The sequence below is a fragment of the Streptomyces sp. NPDC047028 genome, assembly GCF_040644095.1.
Taxonomy (GTDB): Bacteria; Actinomycetota; Actinomycetes; order Streptomycetales; family Streptomycetaceae; genus Streptomyces.
Window position 1 is genome coordinate 129,311 of the sequence record NZ_JBEYVS010000014.1, and the last position, 23,839, is coordinate 153,149.

A 23,839-nucleotide genomic window follows, 5' to 3' on the forward strand; every position below is an offset into this window, starting at 1 on the left:
CCTGTCAGACAGCCAGACAGGTGGCCCGATACCTCGGCGCGTCAGCGCGATGGAAGCGGTCCTCGGCCACCTCCGCGACGCCATCGAACGCGGCGAGTACGCCATCGGCGACAAGCTCCCCTCCGAGGCCGAGCTGTGCCGCACGCTGGAGGTGTCCCGCCCCGTGCTCCGCGAGGCACTGCGCGCCCTGCAGACGATGGGCCTGACGGTCTCCCGGACCGGCAAGGGCACCTTCGTCGTCGCCGACACCGTCGAGGAACCGACCTTCGGCGACTACGCGGCCGGCGACCTGCTCGAAGTGCGCCGCCACATCGAGATCCCCGTCGCCGGGTACGCGGCCCGCCGCCGCACCCCCGAGAACCTCGACCGCCTCGCCCACCTGCTCGACCGCATGGAGCGGGAGACGGACACCACCGCGTGGGTCGCCATGGACACCCTCTTCCACCTCACGGTGGCCGAGGCCGCCCAGAACCCGGTCTTCCGCCGGGTCATCGAGGAGATCCGCGACGCGCTGGCGCGCCAGTCGGCCTTCCTGAACGAGCTGGGCGGGCGCCGTGAGCAGTCCAACCGCGAACACCGGGCGATCGTCGAGGCGCTCGCGGACGGCAGCGAGCACGACGCCGTCGACGCCATGAGCCACCACCTCGACCGCGTCGAGACGACCCTCACCGACATCGTGCGCGCCTCGCGCACGTCCACCGGCGCCGGCGCGTGACCCGCGTCCCGGCTCCCGCCGCCCTCCCTCCCACCCACCAGTGATCCAGGCAGCCATGTACACCAGCACTCCCGCGGCCCCACCCGTCGTCCGCGAACCCCTCCACGCCCCCGTCGCCCACCTCATCCGCGGCGGGGTCGTCGAGGGCATCCACCACGGTTCCGTCGTCGTCCTCGACACCACAGGGCACGTCCGGTTCCAGCTCGGCGACATCGAGGCCGCGTTCTACCCGCGCTCGGCCCTCAAACCCGTCCAGGCCGTGGCCATGGTGCGGGCCGGGCTGCCGCTCGACGGCGAACTGCTGTCGCTGGCCGCCGCGAGCCACTCCGGCGAGGAACGCCACCTCGCCGGCACCCGGCGCATCCTCGAACTCGCCGGACTCACCGAGGACGATCTGCGCAACGTCCCCGACCTGCCCTACGACCCGGCCGTCCGGGACACCTGGGTCCGCGAGGGCCGCGCGCCCTCACGACTGGCCCAGAACTGCTCCGGCAAGCACGCGGCCATGCTGTGGACCGCCAAACTCAACGGCTGGTCCCTCGACGACTACCTCGACCCCGCCCACCCACTCCAGCAGGCCATCGCCGAGATCACCGAGGACCTCACCGGCCAGCGGATCGCCCGGGTGACCGTGGACGGCTGCGGCGCGCCCCTCTTCTCCGTCTCCCTGCACGGCCTCGCCCGCGCCGCCGCCCGCATCAACACTGCAGCGCCGGGCACGCCCGAGGCGCGCGTCGCGGACGCGATGCGCGAACACGCCGAGATGGCCTCCGGCTCCCGGCGCGATGTCGCCGCGCTGATGAGGGCCGTGCCCGGGCTGCTCGCCAAGGACGGGTTCGAGGGGGTTCAGGTCGCCGCGCTGCCCGACGGGCGGGCTGTGGCCGTGAAGATCGCCGATGGGGCGAACCGGGCGCGGATACCCGTGGCGGCGGCGGCGCTGGCTCGCGCCGGCGTCGAGCCCGAGCTGCTCACCCCGTTCGCGGGGGAGGCGCTGCTGGGCGGCGGGGAGCCGGTGGGGAGCGTGCGGGTCGCGCGGGCCCTGGATCCGTTGCCGGTGGGTGTGTAGCGAGCCGCGTTGCGAAGGGGTGCCGTGGATCGTCCGCGGTCTGCGGGCCGTTCGTGGCTGATCGCGCAGTTCCCCGCGCCCCTTTCGGGGCGCTTCCACCACCGTATCTCAGAAGGAGAACCCTCCTCTCATGACCGCCACCACCCGCCGCGAACACGATCTGCTGGGCGACCGTGACGTACCCGCCGACGTGTACTGGGGCGTGCACACCCTGCGCGCGACGGAGAACTTCGCCATCACCGGCATGCCCATTTCCGCGTATCCGCACCTGATCGACGCGCTGGCCGCGGTCAAGGAGGCCGCTGCTCTCGCCAATGAGGAGCTGGGGCTGCTGGCGCCCGATAAGGCGGCCGCGATCGTCGCCGCCTGCCGGGAGATCCGGGACGGGAAGCTGCACGAGCAGTTCGTCGTGGACGTCATCCAGGGCGGGGCGGGCACGTCGACCAACATGAACGCGAACGAGGTCGTGGCGAACCGGGCGCTGGAGCTGCTCGGGCACGGCAAGGGCGAGTACGCGTATCTGCACCCCAACGAGGACGTCAACCTGGGGCAGTCCACCAACGACGTCTACCCCACAGCCGTCAAGATCGCCACGGTCTTCGCGGTGCGCGGACTGCTCAGGGCGATGGCCGTGCTGCAGGACTCGTTCGCCCGGAAGGCCGTCGAGTTCCGTGACGTGCTCAAGATGGGCCGCACGCAGTTGCAGGACGCCGTGCCGATGACGCTGGGCCAGGAGTTCTCCTCGTACGCCGTCATGCTGGAGGAGGACCGCAGCCGTCTGGCGGAGGCCGTCGAGCTGATCCATGAGATCAACCTGGGCGCCACCGCGATCGGGACCGGTCTCAACGCGCCCGCCGGGTACGCCGAGTCGGCCCGCGGCCACCTCGCCGCGATCACCGGGCTGCCCCTGGTCACCGCCGCGAACCTGGTGGAGGCGACGCAGGACTGCGGAGCCTTCGTCCAGATGTCCGGGGTGCTCAAGCGGATCGCGGTCAAGCTGTCCAAGAGCTGCAACGACCTGCGGTTGCTGTCCTCGGGGCCGCGCGCGGGCCTCGGCGAGATCAACCTGCCGCCGGTGCAGGCCGGTTCGTCGATCATGCCGGGCAAGGTCAACCCGGTCATCCCCGAGGTCGTCAACCAGGTGGCCTTCGAGGTCATCGGCAACGACGTCGCCATCACCATGGCGGCCGAGGCCGGGCAGCTCCAGCTCAACGCGTTCGAGCCGATCATCCTGCACTCCCTCTCGGAGAGCATCACCCACCTGCGCAGCGCCTGCCTCACCCTCGCCGAACGCTGCGTGGACGGCATCACCGCCAACACGGAGGTGCTGCGGGCCACGGTGGAGAACTCCATCGGCCTGGTCACGGCCCTGAACCCGCACATCGGCTACACCGCGGCCACCGAGATCGCCAAGGAGGCCCTCGGCACCGGCCGTGGCGTGGCGGAACTGGTCCTGGAGAAGGGCCTGCTGCCCGCCGAGCGCCTCGCGGACCTGCTGCGGCCGGAGGTCCTCGCCGGCCGCGGCGCGACCCCCGCGGTCTGAGACGAGCACGCCCCGCGTGCGCCGCCGGCCCGCCGTGCAGGACGATGCCTGCCGCGCCGGACCATGGCGACACGCGGGGTGTCTTCACCCGCGGGAGTGACCCCGGCCGGGTGGCCCGTCCCGCGCGGCCCGTACGGGCACTGCCGTCCGACAGGGCGTCGCTCGCGGGCGTCGGCCGATCGGCCCAGCGGGTCTCGTCATTATCCAGAAAATGCTACTAACGCTCATATGGTGAATTCGCGGCCTCGGCAGAGGCCGTCTCCTGTCCTGGCGAACAGCCCCCGTACCGGGGCCGGACGGAGCGACGGAATCCCCTCGGTGAATCCAGGAGAATTCATGCGTGTGGCCGTGACAGGTGGCGGCGGATTTCTAGGGTCGCATCTCTGTGAAACGCTTCTTCGACGCGGTGACGAGGTCGTGTGTCTGGATGACTTCTCCACCGGAGACCCGGCGAACATCGCCGCGTTTCTCCAGAATCCGGCTTTCGAACTGGTCCGGGGCGATGTCAGCCGGTCGGTCGACGCCCGGGGCACCGTGGACGCGGTGGCCCACCTGGCCAGCCCGGCCTCCCCGCCCGACTACCTCAGCCGCGCCCTCGAGACGCTCGCCGTCGGCAGTCGCGGCACGGAGAACGCCCTGCGGCTCGCCGCCCGCCACGACGCCCGCTTCGTCCTCGCCTCCACGAGCGAGGTGTACGGCGACCCCGAGGTGCACCCGCAGGAGGAGAGCTACTGGGGCCATGTGAACCCTGTCGGACCGCGCAGCGTGTACGACGAGGCGAAACGCTTCGCCGAGGCGCTGACCCGGGCCCACCGGACGCATCGCGGCACGAACACGGGAATCGTCCGGATCTTCAACACGTACGGCCCGCGCATGCGTCCGCACGACGGCCGGGTCGTCTCCAGTTTCGTTGTGCAGGCCCTCGCCGGTGAGCCCCTGACCGTCTACGGCGACGGAAAGCAGACGCGCAGCTTCTGCTACGTCGACGACCTGGTCCGCGGCATCGTCGCCATGCTCGACTGCGACGAGCCGGGACCGGTGAACCTCGGCAATCCCGTCGAACTCACCATGCTCGAACTCGCCGAACTCGTGCTCGGCCTGACCGGTTCCAGCGCCGAGATCCAGTTCCATCCGCTGCCCGTCGACGACCCCGCCCGCCGCCGCCCGGCGATCGCCCGCGCCGCCGAACGGCTGGGCTGGGCCCCCGAGGTGGGCATCGACGAGGGCCTGCGCCGCACCGTGCGGTGGTTCGCCGAACGGCCCGACGGCGTCGCGGCCGCGCTCGCGGCGATCCGGGGCGGCCAGCAGGACGGCGTGGCCGCCGCGCGGCCCGGTCAGCTCGGCGCGACCCCCGCGGCGTCGTGACCCAGACGGAGCACGGCCCGGCCCCGGGCGGCACCGCTGTCGGACTCGGCACCCCGGCGGACCCCGAGCAGGAGTTGCGGCACCACCTGCTGACCCTGTCCGCGGGCAACGTCGTCGACACCGCCGCCGACGGACCGGTGTTCGGCAGGCCACGCCGCACCCTCCCGACCACGCCCGCCTTCTGGATCCCCCGGCTGCGGCGCGCGGACCGGGTGAGGGCCGCACTGCTCGCCGCCTGCTGGCTGGCCGCCCTGGTGTGCTTCTGGGAATGGTGGGTGCGCCCCGAACACCGGGTCAGCTGGACCGGATTCGCCGTCAACAGCGCGCTGCTGCTGTACCTGTCCCTGCTGCCGATGTACTTCGTCGTCGTGGTCCTGCGGCTGCGCACCCTCGACACCGCCGTCGAAGTCCCCGCCGTCCGCACCGCGTTCGTGGTGACCCGCGCCCCCTCCGAACCCTGGGCGGTCGCCCGCGCCACCCTCACCGCGATGCTGCACCAGGACTTCCCCCACCCCTACGACGTGTGGCTCTGCGACGAGGACCCGCACCAGGAGATCCTCCACTGGTGCGAGACCAACGGCGTACGCGTCTCCTGCCGGCGCGGCGTCGCGTCGTACCACCGCGACGCCTGGCCCCGGCGCACCCGGTGCAAGGAGGGCAACCTCGCCCACTTCTACGACCACTGGGGGTACCGCGACTACGACGTGGTCGCCCAGCTCGACGTCGACCACGTACCCCACGCCCGCTATCTGCGGGAAGTGGTCCGGCCGTTCGCCGACCCGGCCGTCGGCTATGTCGCCGCCCCCAGCGTGTGCGACGCCAACGCCCGCGCCTCCTGGGCCGCCCGCGGCCGGCTGCACCGCGAGGCCACCTTCCACGGACCCATGCAGCTCGGCCACTCCGACGGACTGGCCCCCCTGTGCATCGGCTCCCACTACGCAGTACGCACCCACGCCCTGCGGGACATCGGCGGACTCGGACCCGAACTCGCCGAGGACTTCTCGACCACGTTCCTGCTGAACTCGGCCGGCTGGCAGGGCGCGTTCGCCATCGACGCCGAGGCGCACGGCGACGGCCCCCTCACCTTCGCCGCGATGGTCACGCAGGAGTTCCAGTGGTCACGGAGCCTGGTCGTGATGCTCCTCGGCATGCTCCCGCGCCACCTGCGGCGGATGCCGGCCCGGCTGCGCGTCCGGTTCGCGTTCGCCCTGTCCTACTATCCGCTGCTGGCCCTCACCACCACCGGCGGACTGCTGCTGCCGCCCATCGCCGCCGTCACCGGCACCCCCTGGATCAACGTCGACTACGGCGCCTTCCTCGTCCACTTCTGGGCCATGTCGTTCTTCCTGGTCCTGCTCACCCTGCTGCTGCGCCGGCGCGGACTGCTGCGCCCCGCCGACGCGCCGCTGCTGAGCTGGGAGGGCTGGCTGTTCGGGCTCACCCGCTGGCCGTTGGTCGCCTGGGGAGCCGCGGCGGCACTCCTGCAGCGGCTGCGGCCACGGAAGATCGTCTTCAAGGTGACGCCCAAGTCCCGTGACGGCATGGAGCCGCTGCCGCTGCGCCTGATGCTCCCCTACCTCCTCATCACCGTCGTGCTGTCCACGGCGGCCCTGGTCGGGGAAATCACCGGTCCCGCGATCGGCTACGTGTTCCTCTGTCTGCTGGGCTCCCTGTCCTACGGGGCGGTGACCCTCGCGGTGAGCGCCCTGCACATCCGGGAGACCGCGCGATCGGCGGGGCTCGCCGCACACCGGGCCCTGGGCACCGCCGCGTGGCCGCTGGCCGCCGGGTTCGTCGCACTCCTGCCGCTCACCGGGGCGCTGCTGCTGTTCCCCGCCTACCTGCGCGGCTTCATGGCGGGCTGACACCGCCCGCACCCCTGGCCACCCACCCCGACGAGAACGAGGTCCCCCCATGCCCGAAACGGTCCTGGTGACCGGCGGCGCAGGCTTCATCGGCAGCCACACCTGCGTCGAACTGCTCGCCCACGGCTACGAAGTCGTCGTCGTCGACAACCACGTCAACAGCTCGCCCCGCGCCCTGGACCGCATCAGCAAGACGGCGGGCCGGCCCCTCGCCGGCGCCTACCGCGTCGACGTCCGCGACCGGCGCGCCCTCTCCGAGGTCTTCACCGCACACCCCGTCGACGCGGTCATCCACTTCGCCGCCCACAAGGCGGTCGGCGAGTCGGTGGCCCGGCCCGTCGAGTACTACGACACCAACGTCGGCGGCACCTGCGCCCTGCTGGCCGTCATGCACGACCACGACGTCCACCGGCTGGTGTTCTCCTCCTCCTGCTCCGTCTACGGCGAGGCACCGACCGTACCGCTCACCGAGCGGAGCCCCGTCGCCCCCACCAACCCCTACGCACACACCAAGCTGGCCTGCGAGCGGATCCTGCGGGACGTGTGCGACCACCTGCCGGACATGAAGGTGCTGGCCCTGCGCTACTTCAACCCGGTCGGAGCCCACCCGAGCGGACTGCTCGGCGAGGACCCGCGGGGCGTCCCCGACAACCTCATGCCCTACGTCGCCCAGGTCGCCGTCGGCCGCCGGGAGCGGCTCGACGTCTTCGGCGACGACTACCCCACGCCCGACGGCACCGGCGTCCGCGACTACATCCACGTCATGGACGTCGCCGAGGGACACCGCATCGCCGTCGGGCACCTCGACGACCAGGCGGGCCTGCGGGTGTTCAACCTCGGCACCGGCACCGGCACCTCCGTGCTCCAGCTCGTCGCCGCCTTCGGCGAGGCCAGCGGCCGCCCGGTGCCGTACCGGATCGTCGACCGCCGGCCCGGCGACGTCGCCGAACTGGTCGCCGACGCTGGCGCGGTCGCGGCGGCCTGGGACTGGCGCACCACCCGCGACCTCACCGCCATGTGCCGCGACGCCTGGCGGTTCCAGGAACTCAACCCCGACGGCTACGCAGGCCGGCCTTCACGCGCCGGTGACCCCACGACAGGAGGAACCCCATGCGGCTGACCGTCATCGGCACCGGCTACCTGGGAGCCGTGCACGCCGCGTGCATGGCCGAGATCGGCCACGAGGTCCTGGGCGTCGACACCGACGCCACGAAGACCGCGGCCCTCGCAGCGGGCCGGGCCCCGTTCTTCGAACCGGGCCTGCCGGAACTCCTCGCCCGGCACACCCGGACCGGCCGACTGCGCTTCACCACCTCCCTGGAGGAGGCCGCCGACTTCGCCGCACTGCACTTCGTCTGTGTCGGCACCCCGCAGCGGCCCGACTCCCTCGCCGCCGACCTCAGCCACGTCGAGGCGGTCGTCGACGGACTGGTTCCGCAGATCACCCGCGACAGCCTGATCGTCGGCAAGTCGACCGTGCCCGTCGGCACGACCCGCGCGCTGGGCCGCAGGGTCACCGCGGGCGCCCGGGACGGCGTCGAGATCGACCTCGCCTGGAACCCGGAGTTCCTCCGCGAGGGATACGCCGTCCAGGACACACTGCGTCCCGACCGCCTGGTCGCCGGGGTGACCACACCGCATGCCGACCGGCTGCTGCGCGCCGTCTACGATCCGATGCTGCGTGCCGGGGTCCCCTACATCTGCACCGATCCCGCCACCGCGGAACTGGTGAAGGTCGCCGCCAACTCGTTCCTGGCCACGAAGATCTCCTTCATCAACGCCATGGCCGAGGTCTGTGACGCCGCCGGCGCCGACGTCGTGACGCTGGCCGACGCCCTCGGCCACGACGAGCGCATCGGGCGCCGGTTCCTCTCCGCCGGCCTCGGCTTCGGCGGCGGCTGCCTGCCCAAGGACATCCGCGCCTTCCTCGCCCGCGCCGAGGAACTCCAGGTCGGAGAGGCGGTGTCGTTCCTGCGGCAGGTCGACCGGATCAACGAGCGGCAGCGCCTGCGCACCGTCGACCTGGCCCGGCAGCTCCTCGGCGGCACGTTCGCGGGACGGCGGATCGCCGTACTGGGCGCCACCTTCAAACCGGACAGCGACGACGTGCGGGACTCGCCGGCGCTCGCCGTCACCTGCGAACTCGCCGCCCAGGGAGCCGACGTCCGCGTGCACGACCCGGAGGGCGTCGACAATGCGCGGGCCGTGCTGCCCGGCCCGGCGTACCACACGGACGTCATGACGGCGTGCCGGGACGCGGAACTGGTGCTGCACCTGACGGAGTGGCGCGAGTACCGCGCGCTCGACCCGGCCAGGCTCGCCGAGGTGGTCCGGGTCCCGCGGCTGCTCGACGCGCGCAACGCGCTGGACACGGCGACCTGGCACGCGGCCGGCTGGCACGTCCGGGCGCTCGGCCGCCCCGCCCCCGTCCCGCAGCCGGGCCACGGCGAGCCGGTCCGGGTGACGATCCCTCACGCCTTGGGCGCTCCCTGCACGGCCCCCACCGCCGGGGAGCCGGTCAGCGGCGCCCCGGCGTAGTCGGCCTTCCCGGGGTCGATCCCCAGGGACCGCAGATCCACGGCGGCACCCGCCAGCGCGTGGGCGCACCGGGAGACCAGTGCGCCCCGCGTCGCCCCGCCGCCGCGCACACCGGGGCCGCCGGTGGACAGCGGTACCTCGGTGAGACAGGGATCCGCGGCGGTACCGGTGGCCCGCGAGCCCTGCGTCTCCTGGCCCGACTCCCGGCGCCACGCGGCCAGATCGGCGTACCAGCGGTCGCCCCACTGCAGGGTCCAGCCGGTCGAACTGTGGTAGTCGTTGCCCTGCATCTCGACCTCGGAGGTGTCGAAGTGCCCCTGGGCCGCGACCACGGGCACGCCGTCGGTGGCGAACACGTTGTTGCGCACCGAGACCGCGCCCAGGTTCGGCTGGAGCCGCAGCGCGGGCGCCCGGACCGAGCCGTTCGCCGAGGCCAGCACGGTGTTCTGGTAGATCGCGAGGTTGGCCACCCAGGAGCCGAGCGCCACGATGCCGCCGTAGTCCTGGAGCTTGCGCCCATTGTCCCGGCTGATGTTGTAGCGGATCGCGTTGTCGGTGTGGGCCCGGTTCGGCACGGCCGAGTACGCGAGGAATCCGGCGCCGTCGTTGCCGTACGACAGGTTGTACTGCATCAGCGAGTACGACACGTTGTTGTCCAGGCCGAAGCCGCCGCCGTCCACCTGGGAGCCGGTGTGGTTGTCGTAGGCGACGTTGCGCTGGAACACCATGCGCGTCGAGTCGTACGTCCAGATGCCCTCGGGGCCCTCCATGGCGTCGGCGGAGGACGATCCGCCGTTGTCGTGGGCGACCGACTCCTGTACCACGCCGTGGCTGACGCTGCCGAGGACGATCCCGCTGCCGGTGTTGCGGGACGCGGCCGGGTCGCCGGCGTTCTTGAACGCGACCACCTTGGAGACGGTCAGCCTCTCGTGGGCGTAGACGGGCGCGTCGGCGTCGAAGGCGGGACCGTCCGCGACGAGACCCGCGTCCTTGTTGTCGTGCACGGCGCAGTCGTCGATCCCCACGTCCCGGAAGCCCGATCCCTCGGGGCCGCCGTGCAGCCGGATGCCGTTGCGGAAGCCGGACACGTCGACACCGGAGACCCGGATGTACGGCAGCTTGCGCCTGCCGGCAAGGTCGCTGACGAAGGAGATGCCGTCCTGGTCCCGGTAGGAGGTGCCCTTCCCGGCGAGGACCAGGTCACGGATGACGATGCCGCTGGTGTCGTGCACCTCGATGCCCCGCGTACCGGCGGCAGTGACGATGGCGCGGCCGTCGCCGTACGACTCGATCACGACCGGGCTGCGGGAGTCGCCCGCGTCTCCCGGTCCGACGCTCAGCGTGCCGGAGAACCGCGCGCCGCCCTGCAGTCGCAGCCGGTCGCCCGGCTTCAGCCGGACCGTGTCCGCCCGCCGCAGCGTGCGCCAGGCGGTCTGCGGGGTCCGCCCGTCGGCGTGGTCGTCGCCGTGGGGACTGAGGTAGAAGTCGCGTCCGCCCTGGGCGTTCTCCCGCACGGGAACGTGCGGGGAGGGCAGGCCGCCGCATCCGGCGAGCAGCGCCACCGCCGCGCACAGGCCCAACGCGGCCCGCACGCGCCGCGGCGCCACGACCGCCGCTTCCGCCTCCCCGCTCCGGGTGGCTCCCCTGTCGTCTCTCCGCCGCCGCACTGCCCCTCCTGCCGGGTCGATGTCCGAACGGACCCCGATCCACGGAGACCGTGGGACTCACCCTGACGTGCGGACCGCCGCGGGGCGTGCCAGCACGCGGGTGCCGGTGCACAACACGCCTGATTGGCGGCGTTTCGGCGCCGCGGGCGGACGGTCCGGTCGCCCGGTGCGGCCCGGCGGTCGGCGGGGTCAGCAGTGCGGCATGATGACGCTCATGTCCTCGCAGTTCCAACCGGTTCTGGACCGGATCCAGGCGGAGATCGACCGCACCCCGGGCCGTGGCCGGTCCGCCGACTACATCCCGGCCCTCGCGGCCTGCGATCCGCGCAGCTTCGGCATGGCCGTCGCGGAGCCGGACGGCACCGTGTACGGGGTGGGGGAGTGGCGGCAGCCGTTCTCGGCGCAGTCCATCACCAAGGTCTTCACGCTCGCGCTCGACCTGGCCCGCGAGGGCGACGAACTCTGGGAGCACGTGGGCCGCGAGCCCTCCGGCAACCCGTTCAACTCGCTGGTGCAGCTGGAGTACGAGAACGGCATCCCGCGCAACCCCTTCATCAACGCGGGCGCGCTCGTCGTCACCGACCGGCTGCAGACCCGGACCGGGGACGCGGCCGGTGAACTGCTGGCGTTCCTGCGGGCCGAGAGCGGCAACCCCGGGCTGGACTTCGACGCGGAGGTCGCCGCCTCCGAGACCGCGCACGGCTCCCGCAACGCGGCCCTCGCCCACTTCATGGCGTCCTACCGCAACATCGACAACCCGGTGCCGGTCCTGCTCGACCAGTACTTCCGGCAGTGCTCCATCGCCGCCTCCTGCGCCGACCTGGCCCTCGCCACCACGTTCCTGGCCCGGCACGGCATCCGCGCCGACGGCTCCCGGCTGCTGACCCGGAGCCAGGCCAAGCAGATCAACGCGATCATGCTGACCTGCGGGACGTACGACGCGGCCGGGGACTTCGCCTACCGGGTGGGGCTGCCCGGCAAGAGCGGTGTCGGCGGCGGGATCATCGCGGTGGTGCCGGGCCGCTGCACGCTGTGCGTGTGGAGCCCGGGCCTCGACGAGCGGGGCAACTCGGTGGCCGGGGTGGCGGCCCTGGACCGGTTCACGACGCTCACGGGGCTGTCGGTGTTCTGAACACCGCGCGGGCCGCCGGGCGTCAGCCCTCCTCGCCGTGGGCGCGCTTACGCCGGGCCCGCAGGGTCAGGCCGACCGTGCCCAGTCCGAGGCCGGCCAGTCCGGTGCCGGCCGCGACGCCGAGGGTGCCCGGCCACGCGGAGTCGTCGTCGGGCTCGACGGCCGTGGCCGCCGCCACCGGTGTGGCGGCGGGCGCCTGTCGGGGCGTGGCGCGCAGCCCGTCCAGCGAGCCGACCGGGTCGACCAGCCCCGCGGCCCCGAAGCCCCAGTCCAGCAGTGACCGCGCCTCCTGGTAGACGGTGTAGCCGCCGCCGGCCTGCGGGTTCATCACGGTCACGATCAGCGTGCGGCCGTTCCGGCGCGCAGCGGTGACCAGGGTGTTGCCGGCATTGCTGGTGTAGCCGTTCTTGACCCCGATCACCCCGGGGTACGGCTCCACCCCGTTCGCCCCGGTGAGCAGCCGGTTGGTGTTCGCGATCCCGTACGACGACCCGTCACCGGGGAACTGGGCCACGGCCGTGGAGCAGTAGCGGGCGAAGTCGGGGTTGCGCAGACCGTTGCGGCCGAAGATCGCGAGGTCGAACGCGGAGGACACCTGGCCGGGGGCGTCGTAGCCGTCCGGGGAGACGACGTGGGTGTCCAGGGCGCCCAGGGCGTGGGCCTTGGTCTGCATCTTGGCGGCCGTGGCCTCCCAGCCGCCGCCGAGCGAGGCGAGGACGTGCACGGCGTCGTTGCCGGAGGCGAGGAAGACGCCCCGCCACAGGTCGGCCACCGTGTAGGTGTGCCCCTCCTCGATGCCGACCAGGCTGCTGCCCGGGCCGATGCCGGCCAGGTCCTCGGGGGTGACGGTGTGCCGCATGGTGCTCGGCAGGCCGGGCAGCACGGTCAGGGCGAACAGCGTCTTGAGCGTGCTGGCGGGCGGCAGTTTGCTGTGGGCGTCATGCGCGGCCAGCACCTCGCCGGTGTCGGCGTCTGCGACCAGCCAGGAGAGCGCGGACACGTCCGGGAGGGCCGGTGCCCCGCGGTGCGGCCGGACCTGGACGCCCGAGCTGTACAGCAGGGCCGGCTGGGGCACGGCCGCCCGGGGCCGGGGCGGCGCCGGTTCCATGATCCGCTGCCCGGCGGAGGCGGCGGTCGGGGCCAGCGCCAGCATGCCGGCCACGCACAGGGCACAGGCGGAGGAGACCGTCCGAGAAGAAAGTCCGGTAATCATATGATTAACGTACGAACGGCTGGGCCGGGTCTCGCGCCGTCTGGGCCGAACGGCCGAACGGCCGAACGGCCGAGCGCCGAGGGCGGAAGCGCCGAGCGCGCCTGGTGCCGTCACCGCTCCGGCAGGGTCGGCTGCACGCGCCGCAGGAAGGTGGCGTTGTCGGGTGTCTCGCGCAGCCGCCGCAGCAGTGTCTCCAGGCCGGCCGGTCCGCCGTCCCGCGACCCCAGAACCCGGCGCAGACCGCGCGCGCCGGCCAACTCCGCCCGGTCGAGCAGGAGTTCCTCGCGCCGGGTGCCGGTCAGGGCGATGTCCACGGCGGGGAAGACACGGCGGGCGGCGGCCTCCCGGTCGAGGTGGAGCTCCATGTTGCCGGTGCTCTTCAGCTCCTCGAAGAAGTAGCCGTCGGCGCGGGAACCGGTGTCCACCAGGACGGTGGCGAGGATCGTGAGAGAGCCGCCCTCCTCGGCCTGGCGCGCGGCGCCGAAGAACCGCTTGGGTCCGATCAGCGCGCCCGCGTCGACGCCACCGCTCAGCGTACGGCCGCCGGCGGCGGAGGCGTTGTTGTGCGCCCGGCACAGCCGGGTCAGGGAGTCCAGCAGGATCACCACGTCCTCGCCCTCCTCGACGAGCCGCTTGGCCCGCTCGATCACGAGGTCGGCGAGCGCGATGTGCTCCTTGGGCGCCCGGTCGAAGGTGGACGCGTACACCTCGCCCCGCACCGAGCGGCGCATCTCGGTCACCTCCTCGGGGCGCTCGTCGAGCAGCAGGACCATCAGCCGGCTCTCGGGGTGGTTGCCGGCGACGGCGGCGGCGAACTGCTGGAGCAGCACGGTCTTGCCGCTCTTCGGCGGGGCGACGATGAGCCCGCGCTGGCCCTTGCCCACCGGCGCGAACAGATCGGTGAGGCGTCCGGCCGGTCCGGACGCCGGGTGTTCGAGCCGGATCCGGCGGTGCGGGTGCAGCGGGGTGAGGTCCCGGAAATGGCGGCTGTCCTTGAGCGCGCCCGGGGCCCGGCCGCCGATGCGGGTGATCTCGGTCAGGGCACGCCGTTCTCCGCGCACGCCCTCGACGAGGTCGCCCCGGCGCAGGCCGTGACGGCGGATCAGGGCGGGGGAGACCTGAGGGTCGGCCGGGGAGGCCAGGCAGTTCGAAGCCCTCAGGTGCCCCTTCCCGTGCGTGTCGATGTCGAGGACGCCGGTGACGATCCGGTCGGCCGGGGCCTGGCCGGTCTCGGGTGGGTGTTCGAGTGTGGTGGTGGTCATGGGTGGTGGTCCTTTCACGGACGGGAAGACAGGAGGCGAAGGGGGGAGAGGCCGCGAGCGGGAGGCGGGTACGTCTGCCTCCGGGCGGCGGGAACGGCACCTCGGTACGGCGAGAGAAGGCCAGGTCACGAGGTGGTGCTGAGAAGAAGCCGGGCCGGCGGGAAAGCGACGGCCGTGCGACTGGAAAAGACCCGCACCGGCGCCCTGACGACGGGGCGCGCAGCGGTGCTGATCGCACTATAGCGCCGGCCCTGGGGATGTCAACAAGCCGCCGTTTCGTTCTGTTCCCGGGCCGGAGGGCCAGTGCCAGAGCCAGGGCCGGGGGCCGGGGCCCGGTCCCCGTCACGGCTGCGTCGGACCGACCGATACCCCGGTGCCCCGGTCGCCTCTACGATCGCTCTGTCGCGTCCCGTTCCCACGACCGCCAGGAGAGCCGGTGGAGTCCACGCCCATGAGACGCCCACACCGCCTGGACCCCGCCGGCGGCTGCCCCCACGCCGACAACGCGCGGCTGCTGGCCCGGGGTTCCGTGGCCCCGGTCGAACTGCCGGGCGGCATCGAGGGGATGGCCGTCCTCGGGCACGAGGCGCTCCGCGCCTTCCTCCAGCACCCGGACGTCGCCAAGAACGCCCGGCACTTCACCGCGCTGCACGAGGGGCGCATACCCGAGGGGTGGCCGTTGCGGACGTTCGCGACCGTGCCCGGCATGACCACCGCCGACGGAGAGGACCACCGGCGACTGCGGTCACTGGTCAGCAGTGCCTTCACCCCGCGCCGCGTCGAGGAACTCCGTCCCCGGGTGGAGGAGTTGACGGCGGATCTGCTCGACGGCCTGGAACGGGCCGCCGAAGGGGGCGAGGACATCGCCGATCTGCGTCGGCACTTCGCGCTGCCGCTGCCGATGGCGGTCATCAGCGAACTCCTCGGCGTGGACGCCGGGTTCCGGGCGCGGCTGCACCAGCTGAGCAGCCAGGTCGTCGCCACCGACATCGGACCCGCCGAGGCCGTCGCCGCCAACCGTGAACTCCTCGCCGTCCTCGCCGAGATCGCCGCCCAGAAGGCGGATCGGCCCGGCGACGACCTCACCAGCGCCCTGCTCGCCGCCCGGGACGAGGAGGGCGGCCGGCTGGACGGGCAAGAGCTGATCGGCACCCTCCTGCTGATGATCGTCGCCGGGCACGAGACCACGCTGAACCTGATCACCAACGCCGTGCGCGCCCTGTGCGGCCACCGCGGCCAGCTCGACCTGGTCCGGGCGGGCGGCGCGAGCTGGGCCGACGTGGTGGAGGAGACGCTGCGCTGGGACGCGCCGGTCAGCTACTTCCCGTTCCGCTACCCGGTCCGGGACCTCACCGTCGACGGCACGCTCGTCCCGGCCGGCACTCCGGTGCTCGCCGGGTACTCCGCCGCCGGCCGGGACCCCGCCGTGCACGGCCCGGACGCCGACCGCTTCGACGTCCGCCGGCCGGCCCGCGACGGTGCCGTACGGCATCTGTCCCTCGGGCACGGCGCCCACTACTGCCTGGGCGCTCCGCTGGCCCGGCTGGAGGCGACCGTCGCCCTGGAGCGGCTGTTCGAGCGCTTTCCCGGGCTGGACCTCGCCCTGCCGGAGGAGGAACTGGGCCGGCACGCGAGCTTCGTCGGCAACAGTGTGCGCGCGCTGCCGGTGCGCCTGAAGCCCTGAAGCCCCGGCGCGCCGGTCCTCACGCGGACCGCGCCTCCGCCTCCCTCGCGATCTGCTCGAACCGGGCGCCCATGGCCTCCTTCAGGGCCTGGGCTCCCGACAACGGGCGCACCATGACCATGAATTCGTCGATGAGGCCGTCCTCGTCGAGGTGGATGAAGTCGCAGCCGCTCAGTTCCCGGTCGCCCACCCGGGCGCGGAAGACCAGCGCGTGGTCACGGCCGTCGGCGCCGGCCAGCTCCCGCTCGTACCGGAAGTCCTCGAAGACCTGGGCGACCGCGCCCAGGATCGCCGCGGTGATCGCCTTGCCCGGATACGGCTTGAAGACGACCGGGCTGGTGAAGACGACGTCCTCCGCCAGCAGTGCCTCGACGGCCTTCAGGTCCCCGGCCTCGACCGCCTCGCGGAACGCGCGCACTCGGATCACCCCGCATAGTCAATTAATTGAATAGGTGCGGATGAGAGTAGTCACCGGCTGCTAGCGTGTCCACATGTCGCTCAAGTACGCCGTCCTGGCCGCCCTGCTGGAGGGCGAGGCCTCCGGCTACGAGCTGTCCAAACTGTTCGACGTCTCGTTCGCGAACTTCTGGCCCGCCACCCCCCAGCAGCTCTACCGGGAGCTGGAGCGCCTCGCCCAGGACGGTCTCGTACAGGCCAGGACCGTGCGCCAGGAACGGCGGCCGGACAAGCGGATGTTCACGCTCACCGAGTCCGGCCGCGCCGGTCTGCGGGCCTTCGCCGACGCGCCGCCCAGGCGGCCCACCGCCGTCCGTGACGAGTTGCTCATCAAGATCCAGGCCATGGACGGCGGCGATCCCGAGGTCACCCGGGCGCTGGTCGAGGAGCGCAGGGGCTGGGCGCAGGGCAAACTCGACCGCTACCAGCGGGTGCGCCAGCGCCTCCTTGGCGGCCGGACGGAGGAGGAGTATCTGCGCGACGCCGAACGGATCGGACCGTACCTCACCCTGCTCGCCGGAATCTCCTTCGAGGAGGAGAACCTCCGCTGGTGCGACCGCGTCCTCGGAGTCCTCCAGCAGCGCGTGACCCTAGGCTGACCCCATGTTCAGCCCCGAAGGCCCCACGCTCCGTGAACTCGCCGCGCAGGCGCTGTCGTCGGTCGAGCACGGGTACGACCTGCTCGCCCCGAAGTTCGACCACACCCCCTTCCGGACGCCGGGCCCGCTGCTGGAGTCCGTCGCGAAGGCACTCGCCCCGCTCGGCCCCTACGAGGACGGGCTGGACCTGTGCTGCGGCACCGGCGCCGGGGTCGACGTGCTGGCCGGGATCTGCCGCCGCCGCGTCACCGGTGTCGACTTCAGCGCCGGCATGCTCGACGTCGCCCGGCGCCGGGTCCCGGCCGGGGCGCCGGACGTCTCCTGGGTGCGGGCCGATGCCCGCGCGCTGCCGTTCACGGCCGCATTCGACCTCGTGGTCAGCTTCGGGGCGTTCGGCCACTTCCTGCCCCGGGAGCTGCCCGGCCTGTTCGCCCGGGTGCGCTCGGCGCTGCGGCCCGGCGGCCACTTCGCCTTCCCGGTGCTCGCCCCGCCCCGCCCCTCGCACCCGGCGTACTGGACGCTGCTGGGCTTCGACGCGATGATGCGCGTGCGCAACGCGGTGTGGCGGCCGCCGTTCGTCATGTACTACCGGGCCTTCCGGCTCGGAGACATCCTGCGGGAGCTGGGGCACGCGGGCTTCACCGTGGACCTGTACGCCCTGCCCGAGTTCGGACGGCGCTCCGACGGCGGCCCGCGGGCCCGGCTGCTGGTGGCCCGCAGCGCTCAGACGGCCGCGGGCAGCGTGAACTCGTAGACCAGCGCGTCCCGTTCCGCGTTCACCACCAGGTCGGTGATCTCCAGCGGGCGGGCGAACTGGTCGTGCACGCGCCGGGTGACCCGGACCGCGGTGGCGTCGCCGAGCTGGGTGATGCAGTCCCGGTGGTGCAGGGTCAGACCGGCCTTGCGCATCCAGTCGTAGACCCTCCTGAGCTGGGCCTCCGCCGATCCGTCCGCGCGGTCGCGGTAGCGGCCCAGCTCGGCGACCTCGGTCAGCGCGACCGCCGAGAAGGAGGTCACGGCGGTGCGCAGGGCGCGGCCGTCGGGCGTCGCCGACCGGTAGCGGTGCACCAGGGTCGGCCGGTGGGGGGCCAGCCCCAGCGCGGCGGCGTGTTCCGGCGGCGGCTCCTCCCAGGTCACCGTGGCCCGGTCCACCGCGCACGGGTCCGCGGAACGCGCCCCCACCGGGAAGGCGAGGGACACGGGGTCCTCGACCGGACGGCCCGGCAGCGTCGCGTGACTGCCCCTACGGTCCGTGGCGACCAGGCCGCCGCGGCGCAGCACCTCCAGTGCCTGCCGTACGGTCTCCCGGCTCACCCGGAAGTGGGCGGCCAAATGCCGCTCTGCCGGGAGCCGTTCACCCGGCGGTATGGTGCCGTCGCGCAGCTCGTCCAGCAGCAGCGTCGCGACCCGCCAGTACAGGGGCTGGTCGTCCGGCTGCCGGGACGCCGGCGGCCCGTCGTCGTACTGCCGCCCGTCGCCGGACGGCCGCGCGTCGGCGGGCGGAGCGGGATCGCGCGGCCGGTCCTCGGTCGTCGCGGGTACGTGGGGGGTGGTGCGGGCCATGCCGCGCCTCCTGTTGGTGACAAGACGTAGCCGAAGAGGCTCATTGCGTGACCACATCTAACATTGGTCTAAACCACGAGGGAAGAGCAGCCTACTGGTTCGGCCGAAACCCACCCGCGCGACCCCCCGCTCACAGGACGCTGTAGACCGCCTCGACCAGAGCCGTCTTGCGCGGGTCGTCGGCGATGTGCGGCCCCATCCGGTTCATCGTGTAGCCCAGGGCCACGCCCGCCTCGGGGTCGGCGAGTCCGCAGGAGCCGCCGAACCCGTCGTGTCCGAAAGCCCGCGGGTTGGGCCCGTACGAGCCGTTGGTGCCGCTCAGCCACAGCCCGAGCCCGATCTCCGTCTCGTGCTCGAAGCCCGCCCCCAGGACCAGGTCGCGGCAGCCGCCCTGCCCCTCGCGCACCCGCTCGGCCGCCTCCGGGGAGAGGATCCGCCGCCCGCCGTACGAGCCGCGCCCGGCGAAGACGCCGTACAGCGCGGCGACGGCCCGCGCGGTGCCGTGCCCGTTGGCCGCCGGGATCTCCGCAGCGCGCCACTCGGGTGTGTTCGCCTGGGCCGCGCCCACCAGCGGGTTGGCCAGCGCGGCGATCGCCTCCGGCATCAACTGGCCGAAAGCGGCCGCTTGTCCGCCGCCGGACCGGGCCCGCGGATGGATCAGCTCGGCGACCCGGCCGGACTCCTTCTCCGGCAGGCCGACGGTGAAGTCGATCCCGAGCGGCCCGGTCACCTCCCGCTCCAGGAACGCCCCCGGGCGCAGTCCCGAGATCCGCCGTACGACCTCGCCCACCAGGAAGCCGTAGGTCAGCGCGTGGTACCCGGACCGGGTGCCCGGCTCCCACCACGGCTCGGCGGCCGCCAGCCTCGAGGTGGTCAGTTCCCAGTCGTACAGGTCGTCGAGACTGTGCGGCTCACGCAGACCGCAGAGGCCGGCGCGGTGCGAGAGCAGGTGCCGTACCAGCACGCGCTCCTTCCCGGCGGCGGCGAATTCCGGCCAGTACGCGGCCACGGGGGCGTCGAAGTCCAGCAGTCCACGGTCGGCCAGGATGTGGGCGCACAGTGCCACCGGGCCCTTGGTGGTCGACCACACGTTGACCAGGGTGTCGCGCTCCCAGGGCCGGGTGCGGTCCGCGTCCGCCCAGCCGGACCACAGGTCCACGACGGGCTCGCCGTCGATGCTCACCGCGACGGCGGCGCCCAGCTCGCCACGCTCGGCGAAGTTCTCCTCGAACGCCTGCCGCACCGCCGTGAACCTGGCGTCGCAGTGACCGTGCACCTGTGTCTGCCGAGTCGGCATCGGACCTCCGTGGTCGCCGGAAAGGCCGGGCCGCCACCCGTGGCCCGGGCCCTCCAGAACATACCGACTGGTCGGACTGGGGGGAAGGGTGCGAGGGCCCCGCAGGTTCACAGGAAGAACAGCCTGCCCGCGGGCTCCTGGTGCCCCTCGGCCGTGTGCCAGTAGTCGCGGGTCTCCACGGCCCGCCCCGCCTCGTCGAAGCGCACGAAAACGCAACCCGCCAGCGCGGACTCGGCGCCGCCCTCATCACCGAGCACCCGGAACTCCGCCACCGCCACCCCGTCCGGCCCGACGAGGGGCGCGGAGAACCGCACGTCGGCCACCCGTTCCTCGGCGAACGACCAGCGCAGATAGGCGGCGAGCGCGTCCCGGCCGCGGTGCGGCTCGCGAAACGGCATCGACCGGTGCACACACTCCTCGGCGTACAACTCGACCAGCGCCCCCACGTCGTGCGCGGCCCACGCCCGCTCCCAGACACGGACGAACCGCTCGGCCGCCGCCCGCGTGTCCATCCCGCCGTCCTCCGTCATCTTTGAACCCCGCCCTCTCGCGCCCGGCCGCCCTGCTCCCCGCTTCCTCAGATGTACGACCGCAGCCAGCGGAGCTTCACCGCCTCGTGGAACGGGCCGCCGCCTTCATGGTCGTTGAAGTCGTACAGCTCGATCGTCTTGTCCTCGTGCGCCCAGGCGTTGTACGCGGCGAACACCGTCGACGGCGGGCAGGTCTGGTCCTCCCCGCCCGCCGAGAACAGGGCCGGGGCGCGCCCGCGGGCGGCGAAGTGCACGCCGTCGAAGTAGGAGAGCGTACGCAGCACCTCGGCCGTGTGGCCGTGGTGCGTCTTGAGGAACAGGCCGATCTCCCGGTACGGGGGCCGGTCCGTCAGCGTCGTCGCGCGCGGGAAGTCGCAGAGGAACGGCACGTCCGGGGCGACGGCGGCGAGGTCGGGGACCAGGCCCCCGACGGCGAGGGTGATCCCGCCACCTTGGCTGGAGCCGAACGCCACGGTCCGGGAGGCGTCGGTCAGCGGGTGCGCCCGGGCGGCCTCGATCGCGCGGACGGCGTCCGTGAACACCCGGCGGTAGTAGTAGTTCTCCGGCGCGTCGATGCCCCGGGTCATGAACCCGGGGTAGCCGGGGACGGAGCCCACCGGGTCGGGGGTGCCGGCGCCGGCTCCCCAGACGCTGCCCTGGCCGCGGGTGTCCATCACGAAGTGCGCCCGGCCCGTCGACGCCCACAGCAGGTTCTCGTGCGGCAGTCCGCGCCCGCCGCCGTAGCCGATGAACTCCACCACCAGCGGCAGCGGCTCCGCCGCCCCGGCCGGCAGCCGCAGCCAGCCCTTGACGGGGTGGCCGCCGAACCCGGCGAACGTCACGTCGTGGACTTGCACCGTGGACAGGCCCGTGTCCACCCGTTCGAAGCGCGCGTCGAGGTCGTGCTCGCGGGTCTCCCGCAGCGTCTTGTCCCAGAACGCGTCGAAGTCCCCGGGCACGGTGGACTCGCTGCGGTACTTGCGGAGTTCGTCGAGGGGGAGGTCGAACAAGGCCATCGGCAACCGCCTTCGCGAAGGGTGACTGCGGGACCTCACCGTACGTGCAGGGGCCGGCGCTCAGGCGCGGGGCTGGTTCCACCGGGGGCCGGTGTCCGCCCACTCCCGTTCCCATTCGGTCAGCCGGTGGCGCAGCGCGATCCGGCGTTCGACGGCGTAGCCGAGGAGCACGACGCCCGCGGCGCCGCCGCCGGCGCACAGGCCGATGGTGACCGTGTGCTGCCACACCGCGACGTCGTCGGGCGGCGGGGCGACGCTCCGGCCCTTGCTGTCGAACCACACGTCCACCGCGTCACCGACCCGGGTCCCCGCCGGTACCCGCGCCGTGGTCGTGTGTTTGCCCTTCCCGTGCTCCGTCCAGGTCACCTTCGCCTGATAGCCGTGATCGCGGTCGCCCTGCACCGCGGGCAGGCGTTCGGGCGTGCCGCCGACCACCACGGCGTGCACCTTGTGCCGTTCGGACCGCTGCGCCACCGCCACCGCCTGGGCCTCGCTGTGGGCGTGCAGGCCCACCGCGACCCCCACCAGCGGTGCCACCACGACGAGCAGGACGGCGACCAGCAGCGTCGTCCATGCCTCCACCACGTCCGACCGGCGCCGCAGCGGATTGCGCCGCCAGCGCCAGCCAAGCACCCGGGTACGCATGTCCACCTCCTCGCCGCCGGAGCGGGAGGGCCGCGAACCGGGTCATCGGTCCGCCGTCCCCGCACCCGAGCGTCCACACAGGTCTCGTACCCCGTACGGAGCCCCTCGCTCATCCTGGGAACCGCTACTTCCGGCCCACCTGGAGCACGGGCGACGACACGCGCCCCACGGCTGCGGGTGCGGCGGGCGCGCGCGACCGGCGCGCTCAGCCGAAGCGTTCGACGCGGATCCGGTCCACGGGCCGGCCCGCCGCGACGAGCAGTCGCGAGGCGTGCTCGGCGAACCCGTTGGAGCCGCACACGTACGCCTCCCACCCATCATCCGACTGCTCGCCCAGAAGTGACACCACATGGACGGCGGTGATCCGTCCCACGGGCACCCCGGCCGGGGCGCTGCGGGTGAACACGGGCGTGGTCTCCGCGCCGAGTTCCCGTGCGTAGATCAGCTCCTCGGGGCTGCGCGCCGACACGAGCATGCGCAGCGGCACGGCGAGGCCGCACGCCCGGTGGTGCCTGACCATCGACATCAGCGGTACGACGCCGGAGCCGGCGCCGAGCAGCAGCGCGGGCCGGTCGCCGGGCCAGGCGAAGAAGCCGCTCAGCGGCCCGCGCACCTCGACGGTGTCACCGGGCCTGGCCACCGTGTGGAACCAGCCCGACACCTCCCCGCCCGGCACGTGGTCCAGTGTCAGCTCGATGTGCCCGGAGTCGTCCGGCGCGGACGCGATCGAGTAGTGGCGCTGGGCCGTGTAACCGTCGGCGGCGGTCAGCCGCACCATCAGGTGCTGTCCGGGCAGGTGCCCCGCCCAGCGCGGCACTGCGAGGCGGAAGGTGGCCGCGCGCGGCGTCTCCCGCCGTATGCCGGTGAGCGTCGCGGTCTGCCACGCGGTCGCCGCCTCGCCGCTCACCGCGATGCGGCCGGGCACCGCGAAACGCGTCGGGGGAGTGAAGGGCGGAGTGAAGGTCCGCACCGCCGTCCGGTCAGTCACGCGCCACCGCCCCGTCCGCCGGGGGACCTGCGGGACGGTCGTCCGGGTCCTTGCCCGCCCCGTCCGTTCCGTCGCCCGCGTACCGCTGCTCCTCCCAGGGGTTGCCGCGCGGGTGGTAGCCGTTGGTCTCCCAGAAGCCCGGCTCGTCGTGGTCGAGGAGGGTGATCCCCGCGATCCACTTGGCGCTCTTCCAGAAGTAGAGGTGGGGCACCAGCAGACGCGCGGGGCCGCCGTGCTCGGCGGGAAGCGGCCGGCCGTCGTACTCCCAGGCGATCCAGGCCCGGCCGCCGGTCAGGTCCGTGATCGGCAGGTTCGTGGTGTAGCCGGTGTGGGAGTAGGCGATCGCGTGGGTCGCGCTCGCCAGGGGCCGGACGACCTCGAAGAAGGCGTCCAGCGAGACGCCGCCGAAGCGCACCCCGAACTTCGACCAGCCGGTCACGCAGTGGATGTCACCCTCGTACGCCGAGGCCGGCAACGCCCGGGCGCCCGCGGCGTCCCACGCGTGCGGCCGCTCCACCAGGCCGTCGACGCGGAAGGACCAGTCGGCGGCGGCGAGGTCCGGGGTGACCTCGGCGGACAGGACGGGCCAGTCGTCCCTCGCGTCGTACTGCCCGGGCGGCAGACCGGCGGGCCGGAGGCGCGAGCGGCCCGTGAAGCCTCGGGTGATGTTCATGGTTCAACCGTACGTCGTCGTC

22 protein-coding genes are annotated in these 23,839 nt (G+C 73.0%); 11 read left to right on the forward strand and 11 right to left on the reverse strand.

Annotation, left to right across the window (positions count from 1 at the left end; all coding sequences use genetic code 11):
* The first annotated feature begins 49 nt into the window (after positions 1-49).
* The 7 genes from ABZ854_RS15365 (at position 50) to ABZ854_RS15395 (ending at position 9,092) form a co-directional block, all read left to right on the forward strand.
* On the forward strand, positions 50-715 hold the full coding sequence (locus tag ABZ854_RS15365; RefSeq protein ID WP_361210059.1) for a FadR/GntR family transcriptional regulator: 666 nt from the start codon (positions 50-52) through the stop codon (positions 713-715).
* 55 nt (positions 716-770) lie between these two features.
* Positions 771-1,781, forward strand: coding sequence for an asparaginase (locus ABZ854_RS15370; protein WP_361209959.1), 1,011 nt, complete (start codon positions 771-773; stop codon positions 1,779-1,781).
* A 130-nt stretch (positions 1,782-1,911) separates the two neighbouring features.
* Positions 1,912-3,324: an aspartate ammonia-lyase gene (aspA, locus tag ABZ854_RS15375; RefSeq protein WP_361209962.1), complete on the forward strand. Its 1,413-nt coding sequence runs from the start codon at positions 1,912-1,914 to the stop codon at positions 3,322-3,324.
* A gap of 336 nt (positions 3,325-3,660) precedes the next feature.
* Complete coding sequence (locus ABZ854_RS15380; RefSeq protein WP_361209965.1) at positions 3,661-4,689, forward strand: UDP-glucuronic acid decarboxylase family protein; 1,029 nt, start codon at positions 3,661-3,663, stop codon at positions 4,687-4,689.
* On the forward strand, positions 4,686-6,554 hold the full coding sequence (locus ABZ854_RS15385; RefSeq protein WP_361209968.1) for a glycosyltransferase: 1,869 nt from the start codon (positions 4,686-4,688) through the stop codon (positions 6,552-6,554). The genes ABZ854_RS15380 and ABZ854_RS15385 overlap by 4 nt, the downstream gene beginning before the upstream one ends.
* A 49-nt stretch (positions 6,555-6,603) precedes the next feature.
* Positions 6,604-7,674 carry a UDP-glucose 4-epimerase GalE gene (gene galE, locus ABZ854_RS15390; protein WP_361209971.1) on the forward strand — a complete coding sequence of 357 codons (1,071 nt, stop codon included), beginning with the start codon at positions 6,604-6,606 and terminating at the stop codon, positions 7,672-7,674.
* On the forward strand, positions 7,665-9,092 hold the full coding sequence (locus ABZ854_RS15395; protein WP_361209974.1) for a UDP-glucose/GDP-mannose dehydrogenase family protein: 1,428 nt from the start codon (positions 7,665-7,667) through the stop codon (positions 9,090-9,092). The genes galE and ABZ854_RS15395 overlap by 10 nt, the downstream gene beginning before the upstream one ends.
* On the opposite strand, the gene ABZ854_RS15400 is transcribed toward ABZ854_RS15395, so the two are convergent.
* Positions 9,026-10,699: a right-handed parallel beta-helix repeat-containing protein gene (locus ABZ854_RS15400; protein WP_361209977.1), complete on the reverse strand. Its 1,674-nt coding sequence runs from the start codon at positions 10,697-10,699 to the stop codon at positions 9,026-9,028. The genes ABZ854_RS15395 and ABZ854_RS15400 overlap by 67 nt on opposite strands.
* 262 nt (positions 10,700-10,961) lie before the next feature.
* On the opposite strand from ABZ854_RS15400, the gene ABZ854_RS15405 reads away from it, so the two are divergent.
* Positions 10,962-11,891 carry a glutaminase gene (locus tag ABZ854_RS15405; RefSeq protein ID WP_361209980.1) on the forward strand — a complete coding sequence of 310 codons (930 nt, stop codon included), beginning with the start codon at positions 10,962-10,964 and terminating at the stop codon, positions 11,889-11,891.
* Between the two features lie 22 nt (positions 11,892-11,913).
* On the opposite strand, the gene ABZ854_RS15410 is transcribed toward ABZ854_RS15405, so the two are convergent.
* Both ABZ854_RS15410 and rho read right to left on the reverse strand, forming a co-directional pair.
* Positions 11,914-13,104 carry a D-alanyl-D-alanine carboxypeptidase family protein gene (locus ABZ854_RS15410; RefSeq protein ID WP_361209983.1) on the reverse strand — a complete coding sequence of 397 codons (1,191 nt, stop codon included), beginning with the start codon at positions 13,102-13,104 and terminating at the stop codon, positions 11,914-11,916.
* Positions 13,105-13,214: 110 nt separating this feature from the next.
* A complete protein-coding gene (gene rho / locus ABZ854_RS15415; RefSeq protein WP_361209986.1) occupies positions 13,215-14,366 on the reverse strand; it encodes a transcription termination factor Rho in 1,152 nt (383 codons plus the stop codon).
* Positions 14,367-14,817: 451 nt separating this feature from the next.
* On the opposite strand from rho, the gene ABZ854_RS15420 reads away from it, so the two are divergent.
* Positions 14,818-16,050 (forward strand): cytochrome P450, encoded by a 1,233-nt coding sequence (locus tag ABZ854_RS15420; RefSeq protein WP_361209989.1) that lies wholly within the window; start codon positions 14,818-14,820, stop codon positions 16,048-16,050.
* Between the two features lie 19 nt (positions 16,051-16,069).
* Here ABZ854_RS15420 and ABZ854_RS15425 read toward each other — a convergent pair whose 3' ends face one another.
* Complete coding sequence (locus tag ABZ854_RS15425; RefSeq protein WP_361210062.1) at positions 16,070-16,468, reverse strand: nuclear transport factor 2 family protein; 399 nt, start codon at positions 16,466-16,468, stop codon at positions 16,070-16,072.
* A 73-nt stretch (positions 16,469-16,541) separates the two neighbouring features.
* On the opposite strand from ABZ854_RS15425, the gene ABZ854_RS15430 reads away from it, so the two are divergent.
* Both ABZ854_RS15430 and ABZ854_RS15435 read left to right on the forward strand, forming a co-directional pair.
* Positions 16,542-17,105, forward strand: a complete 564-nt coding sequence (locus ABZ854_RS15430; RefSeq protein WP_361209992.1) for a PadR family transcriptional regulator — start codon at positions 16,542-16,544, stop codon at positions 17,103-17,105.
* 4 nt (positions 17,106-17,109) lie between these two features.
* On the forward strand, positions 17,110-17,859 hold the full coding sequence (locus tag ABZ854_RS15435) for a class I SAM-dependent methyltransferase (protein WP_361209995.1): 750 nt from the start codon (positions 17,110-17,112) through the stop codon (positions 17,857-17,859).
* Here ABZ854_RS15435 and ABZ854_RS15440 read toward each other — a convergent pair.
* The 7 genes from ABZ854_RS15440 to ABZ854_RS15470 form a co-directional block, all read right to left on the reverse strand.
* A complete protein-coding gene (locus ABZ854_RS15440; protein ID WP_361209997.1) occupies positions 17,829-18,668 on the reverse strand; it encodes a GntR family transcriptional regulator in 840 nt (279 codons plus the stop codon). The two genes, ABZ854_RS15435 and ABZ854_RS15440, sit on opposite strands and share 31 nt — an antisense overlap.
* 130 nt (positions 18,669-18,798) lie before the next feature.
* On the reverse strand, positions 18,799-19,965 hold the full coding sequence (locus ABZ854_RS15445) for a serine hydrolase domain-containing protein (protein ID WP_361210000.1): 1,167 nt from the start codon (positions 19,963-19,965) through the stop codon (positions 18,799-18,801).
* A 107-nt stretch (positions 19,966-20,072) separates the two neighbouring features.
* Positions 20,073-20,477 (reverse strand): nuclear transport factor 2 family protein, encoded by a 405-nt coding sequence (locus ABZ854_RS15450; RefSeq protein WP_361210065.1) that lies wholly within the window; start codon positions 20,475-20,477, stop codon positions 20,073-20,075.
* 65 nt (positions 20,478-20,542) lie between these two features.
* Positions 20,543-21,511, reverse strand: coding sequence for an acetylxylan esterase (locus ABZ854_RS15455; protein WP_361210003.1), 969 nt, complete (start codon positions 21,509-21,511; stop codon positions 20,543-20,545).
* A gap of 60 nt (positions 21,512-21,571) precedes the next feature.
* Complete coding sequence (locus ABZ854_RS15460) at positions 21,572-22,156, reverse strand: hypothetical protein (protein ID WP_361210006.1); 585 nt, start codon at positions 22,154-22,156, stop codon at positions 21,572-21,574.
* A 205-nt stretch (positions 22,157-22,361) separates the two neighbouring features.
* The gene (locus ABZ854_RS15465) at positions 22,362-23,144 is read right to left on the reverse strand and encodes a ferredoxin reductase (RefSeq protein ID WP_361210009.1); all 783 of its coding nucleotides are present in this window, start codon (positions 23,142-23,144) and stop codon (positions 22,362-22,364) included.
* Positions 23,137-23,817 carry a sulfite oxidase-like oxidoreductase gene (locus ABZ854_RS15470; RefSeq protein ID WP_361210012.1) on the reverse strand — a complete coding sequence of 227 codons (681 nt, stop codon included), beginning with the start codon at positions 23,815-23,817 and terminating at the stop codon, positions 23,137-23,139. Before ABZ854_RS15470 ends, ABZ854_RS15465 begins: the two co-directional genes overlap by 8 nt.
* Between the last annotated feature and the right edge of the window lie 22 nt (positions 23,818-23,839).

Coding starts and splice junctions, on each gene's coding strand:
- galE (WP_361209971.1), top strand. CDS start 6,604: ATGCCCGAAACGGTCCTGGTGACCGGCGGCGCAGGCTTCATCGGCAGC.
- ABZ854_RS15450 (WP_361210065.1), bottom strand. CDS start 20,477: ATGGACACGCGGGCGGCGGCCGAGCGGTTCGTCCGTGTCTGGGAGCGG.
- ABZ854_RS15440 (WP_361209997.1), bottom strand. CDS start 18,668: ATGGCCCGCACCACCCCCCACGTACCCGCGACGACCGAGGACCGGCCG.
- ABZ854_RS15410 (WP_361209983.1), bottom strand. CDS start 13,104: ATGATTACCGGACTTTCTTCTCGGACGGTCTCCTCCGCCTGTGCCCTG.
- ABZ854_RS15460 (WP_361210006.1), bottom strand. CDS start 22,156: ATGCGTACCCGGGTGCTTGGCTGGCGCTGGCGGCGCAATCCGCTGCGG.
- ABZ854_RS15455 (WP_361210003.1), bottom strand. CDS start 21,511: ATGGCCTTGTTCGACCTCCCCCTCGACGAACTCCGCAAGTACCGCAGC.
- ABZ854_RS15365 (WP_361210059.1), top strand. CDS start 50: ATGGAAGCGGTCCTCGGCCACCTCCGCGACGCCATCGAACGCGGCGAG.
- aspA (WP_361209962.1), top strand. CDS start 1,912: ATGACCGCCACCACCCGCCGCGAACACGATCTGCTGGGCGACCGTGAC.
- ABZ854_RS15420 (WP_361209989.1), top strand. CDS start 14,818: ATGAGACGCCCACACCGCCTGGACCCCGCCGGCGGCTGCCCCCACGCC.
- ABZ854_RS15435 (WP_361209995.1), top strand. CDS start 17,110: ATGTTCAGCCCCGAAGGCCCCACGCTCCGTGAACTCGCCGCGCAGGCG.
- ABZ854_RS15430 (WP_361209992.1), top strand. CDS start 16,542: ATGTCGCTCAAGTACGCCGTCCTGGCCGCCCTGCTGGAGGGCGAGGCC.
- ABZ854_RS15445 (WP_361210000.1), bottom strand. CDS start 19,965: ATGCCGACTCGGCAGACACAGGTGCACGGTCACTGCGACGCCAGGTTC.
- ABZ854_RS15470 (WP_361210012.1), bottom strand. CDS start 23,817: ATGAACATCACCCGAGGCTTCACGGGCCGCTCGCGCCTCCGGCCCGCC.
- ABZ854_RS15405 (WP_361209980.1), top strand. CDS start 10,962: ATGATGACGCTCATGTCCTCGCAGTTCCAACCGGTTCTGGACCGGATC.
- ABZ854_RS15380 (WP_361209965.1), top strand. CDS start 3,661: ATGCGTGTGGCCGTGACAGGTGGCGGCGGATTTCTAGGGTCGCATCTC.
- ABZ854_RS15370 (WP_361209959.1), top strand. CDS start 771: ATGTACACCAGCACTCCCGCGGCCCCACCCGTCGTCCGCGAACCCCTC.
- rho (WP_361209986.1), bottom strand. CDS start 14,366: ATGACCACCACCACACTCGAACACCCACCCGAGACCGGCCAGGCCCCG.
- ABZ854_RS15395 (WP_361209974.1), top strand. CDS start 7,665: ATGCGGCTGACCGTCATCGGCACCGGCTACCTGGGAGCCGTGCACGCC.